General features: G+C 67.1%; 6 protein-coding genes and 2 pseudogenes. 5 read left to right on the top strand and 3 right to left on the bottom strand.

Annotation, left to right across the window (positions count from 1 at the left end; all coding sequences use genetic code 11):
* From ABD993_RS26795 to ABD993_RS26785, 5 genes and pseudogenes are all read left to right on the top strand, one after another.
* Positions 1-149: pseudogene (locus ABD993_RS26795) on the top strand (2-oxoacid:ferredoxin oxidoreductase subunit beta); the annotation flags it as partial.
* Between the two features lie 98 nt (positions 150-247).
* Positions 248-881 (top strand): annotated as a pseudogene (locus ABD993_RS36940) (thiolase family protein); the annotation flags it as partial.
* Positions 882-932: 51 nt separating this feature from the next.
* Positions 933-1,166 carry a hypothetical protein gene (locus ABD993_RS36935; RefSeq protein WP_425569151.1) on the top strand — a complete coding sequence of 78 codons (234 nt, stop codon included), beginning with the start codon at positions 933-935 and terminating at the stop codon, positions 1,164-1,166.
* Entirely contained in the window at positions 1,163-1,606 is a 444-nt protein-coding gene (locus ABD993_RS36930) for a hypothetical protein (protein ID WP_425569153.1), read from the top strand. Before ABD993_RS36935 ends, ABD993_RS36930 begins: the two co-directional genes overlap by 4 nt.
* An 89-nt stretch (positions 1,607-1,695) precedes the next feature.
* Entirely contained in the window at positions 1,696-2,151 is a 456-nt protein-coding gene (locus ABD993_RS26785) for a MaoC family dehydratase (RefSeq protein WP_345424278.1), read from the top strand.
* Positions 2,152-2,554: 403 nt separating this feature from the next.
* Here ABD993_RS26785 and ABD993_RS26780 read toward each other — a convergent pair whose 3' ends face one another.
* The 3 genes from ABD993_RS26780 to ABD993_RS26770 all read right to left on the bottom strand — a co-directional run bounded on the left by ABD993_RS26780 (position 2,555) and on the right by ABD993_RS26770 (position 3,730).
* Positions 2,555-3,067: an IS3 family transposase gene (locus tag ABD993_RS26780; protein ID WP_345424275.1), complete on the bottom strand. Its 513-nt coding sequence runs from the start codon at positions 3,065-3,067 to the stop codon at positions 2,555-2,557.
* Complete coding sequence (locus tag ABD993_RS36925) at positions 2,982-3,332, bottom strand: IS3 family transposase (RefSeq protein ID WP_425569152.1); 351 nt, start codon at positions 3,330-3,332, stop codon at positions 2,982-2,984. The genes ABD993_RS26780 and ABD993_RS36925 overlap by 86 nt, the downstream gene beginning before the upstream one ends.
* 104 nt (positions 3,333-3,436) lie before the next feature.
* On the bottom strand, positions 3,437-3,730 hold the full coding sequence (locus tag ABD993_RS26770) for a transposase (protein ID WP_345424269.1): 294 nt from the start codon (positions 3,728-3,730) through the stop codon (positions 3,437-3,439).
* Positions 3,731-3,828 lie beyond the last annotated feature (98 nt).

Below are 3,828 nucleotides of genomic sequence, written 5' to 3'. Positions count from 1 at the left end.
ACACCGTCACCGGCATCTTCCGCAACGTCGACCGCACCACCTACGACGACGCCGCCCGCACCCAGGTCCAGCAGGCCAAGGACCGCAACCCGGTCACCGACCTACAGGCCCTGCTCAACGGCCGCGACACCTGGACCATCACGCCCTGAATCGTCTCCACCACCGGGTACCGGCCACGACCGGCAGAAGGAGCGTTCCACGACGTTGTCGCCCCGACCTCCCTGCCAGTCAAAGAGACCGCCCGCTCATGCCGACCGACCGCAAGCCGAGGAGTCCCATGCTCGAAGCCGTGATCGTCGCCGTCGTCCGACCCCCGATCGGGCGCGCCCGCAAGGGTTCGCTGAAGGACATGCGTCCGGACGACCTGACCACGCAGATGGTCCAGGACGCGCTGGACCAGGTCCCCGAGCTGGACCCCACCCAGATCGAGGGCTGCGGCCCGCCCGGCGGCGAGTCCGGAAACGAATTCGGCCGCATGGTCTCGGTGCTACTCGGGCTCAACACCGTGCCCGGCCCGACGATCACCCGCTACTGTTCCTCCTCGGTGCAGACCACCCGCATGGCGATGCACGCCATCCGCGCGGGGGAGGGTGACGCATTCGTGTCGGCCGGCGGCGAGACCGGCTCTCGGTTCGAGAAGGGCAACTCCGACTCGCTGCCCGAAACCCGGAACCCGCTGTTCGACAAGGCCCAGGAGCACACCCGCGCCACCGCCGAGTCCGACACCGGCCCACGCGCCCACGGCCCCTCCTACGTCTACATCGCCATGGGCCAGACCGCCGAGGACCTCGCCCGGCTCACGGGCGTGACCCGCGAGGACATGGACCGGTTCGGCGTCCGTTCGCAGAACCTGGCCCGTCTTCCGCCCCGACGGCCTGATCACCGCCGGCAACTGCTGCCCGCTCAACGACGGCGCCGCGGCCCTGATCGTCATGTCCGACACCAAGGCTCGCGACCTGGACCTCACGCCGGTCGCCCGGGTGGTCGCCACCGGCCTGTCGCCGGAGATCATGGGCTACGGCCCGGTCGAGGCGCCGAAGCAGGCCCTCGCCCGCACCGACATGACTGTCGACGACGTCGACCTCTTCAAGCTCAATGAGGCCTCCGCCGCCGAGGTCTTCCCGTCGGCCCGGGACCTGGGCATCGCCCCTACGACGACAAGCTGAACGTCCACGGCGGCGCCATCGCCGTCGGCCACCCGTTCGGCATGACCGGCGCCCGCATCACCGACACCCTCCTCAACGGCCCCAAGCCCAAGGACAAGAGCTCTCGACCTCGAGACCATGTGCGTCGGCGGCGGCTAGGGCATGGTCATCATCTACGAGCGCCTCAGCTGATGGGCGAGGTGATCGCTGACTTCGCCGGAACTGTCGACGCTGGCGGAGCATTCAGGGGCGATGGCTACGCGTCGGCCAAGCATGCCCATGAGCTTGGTCGACTTGCTGTCAACGTCAACGCAGCCGCGCCAAACGTCAGCCCGGATGGTCGCCCTTGCGAGCCCCAAGAAGAAGCGGGCCGAACGGGCCGACCTCGTCGCGAGCAGTCCACTCAGCCGATACGGCGAGTCGGCCGAGATGGCTGCCGCAGTCGTCGTCCTCGCTCCTGACAAGGCCGCCCATCACCGGCGTCGCGCTGCCGGCGGAGGGCGGACTCTCCATCTGACACACCCACCCCATGACAGATAGGTTGAACCGAATGCCCGTTTACGAAGATGTCGACGAGCTCGAGAAGGCAATCGGGACGCATCTGGGTGACAGTTCCTGGTACACGATCACGCAGGAACAGATCAACTTGTTCGCTGACGCTACGGACGATCACCAGTGGATACACGTCGATGCTGAGCGGGCGAAGTCCGGCCCGTACGGCAGCACCATCGCACACGGCTACCTCGTTGTCGCGCTTGCGCCGAAGTTGCTGCGGGAGGTCGTGGACGTCCGAGGTGTCGCGATGAGCATCAATTACGGTTCGGACAAGGTCCGGTTCCCGTCGCCGTGCCCGGCCGGAGCGAGGTTGCGCGGCAGCGTCGACTTGATTGCTGTCGAGCGCTCCGAGAAATACGCGCAGGCCCGGCTCAAGGTCACGATGCAGCGCGAGGGCGCCGAGAAGCCGAACTGCGTGGCGGAACTGCTGGTCCGCTACATCGGGAGCTGAACGTCCGCTCCAATCTCCGCCCCGATTCGGCCGGCTCGCTCCGGATGATCCGAGGACCGAGGGAACCTCCGAGGTGGGGCGGGGACCTGCTCCGCTGGTCCCGCCCCGTCGCTATCAGGCAGGCCGTGCCCCACGACGGCGAACCGCGCCTTCTCGTCTGCGGAGTTCGGCCCCCGGGCAGCACGTGCCCGGCCTCCATCGCCGAGCTCGCCGGCACGTCCTCGACAACGACGAGCACCCGCATCGGGTCGATGCCGGTGGCAGCGAGGACGGAGTCGTCGATCCGCTTCATGATCGCCCGGCGGACCGAATCGGGACGGCTGCCCCTCTTGTCATCGCCCCATGGGGCCACCTCCCTAGCCCCTGAGCTTGGCCCCCAGCGCCGGACACTGACGGTGTGGGGTCAGTGATCGTGGTCAGGCGGTGCGTGGGCTGCTTCGAAGTCTGCCGGGGAGAGCATCCCGATGCTGGAATGACGTCGTAGCGGGTTGTACCAGCACTCTATCCATTCGAAGATCGCAGCGGCAAGTTCGGCGCGGGTTTTCCAGGCCCTGGAGTCGAACAGCTCGAGTTGCATGGTGCCCCAGAACGACTCGACCAGGGAATTGTCGTAGCAATCACCGATCGAGCCCATTGAGGGAACGAGGCCAGCGTCGACGAGTCGGCGTCCGAATGCCCATGACGTGAATTGCGATCCGTGATCGGAATGCAGGATGGTCGACTGCAGTTCCGGCTGACGGCGAAGGATGGCCATGCCGAGCGCGTCGACGACGAGTTCGGTGCGCATGTTGTCGTCGATGGACCAGCCGACGACTTTCCGGGAGAACAGGTCAACGACGGCAGCGCAGTAGATCCTCCCTTCTCGGGTGGGGTGCTCGGTGATGTCGGTGCACCAGATCTCGTCCGGGCCGTCCACGACGAAAGTCGCGGTCGACCAGGTCCTCGAAAGGGTCGGCGTGCTGGTCCCGGACGGTGCAGCCGCGGTTGCGGCGCCGGTAGAGGCCCTGGATCCCGGCCTCGCGCATGAGCCGGGCGACCCGCTTGTGGTTGACCGCCAGGCCCAGCCCGAGGGTCAGCTCGGCGTGGACTCGTGGCCATCCGTAGGTCTCGCGGGAGTCGTGGTGGATCTTCTCGATGTGTTTGAGGAGCTGCTCGTTCTCGACAGTTCGGGGTGATCTCATTCCGCTACGCCATTCGTAGTAGCCCTGTCGGCGCACGCCGAGGACCCGGCAGGTCACCGCGACCGAGAATCCGTCGTCGGCGAGTTCACGGACCAGCGGGAAGACTACTTCGGGAGGACGTTCTCCCGGGCGAAGCACGCGGCCGCACGCTTGAGAATCTCGTTCTCCACCTCGACCCGGCGGGCCTTTTTGCGGAGCTCGGCGAGTTCACGTTTCTCATCGGTGGACAACCGTCCGGACCGGGGGTCGCCGTCATCGGTGTCGGCCTGGGCGAGCCAGTTCCGCAGGCACGACTCGGAGATCGACAGGTCCTTCGCGATCTCGGCGACGGGCTTGACCTTCGAGCGAGCCAGGTCGACCGCACGCTGGCGGAACTCCGGTGGGTGAGGAGCGGGCACGAACGACATCCTTCCCGGCGGACGGGGTCCGCCTCAGGACAGGTGATGTTGACCCCGCTCAGCGGACACGTCGGTGAGGAGACGTAGGGTCCGACGAT

This window comes from Pseudonocardia xishanensis (assembly GCF_039541715.1).
GTDB classification, from domain to species: domain Bacteria; phylum Actinomycetota; class Actinomycetes; order Mycobacteriales; family Pseudonocardiaceae; genus Pseudonocardia; species Pseudonocardia xishanensis.
The sequence above is the reverse complement of the archived record's forward strand: the minus strand, read 5'-3'. Positions and strand labels throughout refer to the sequence as shown.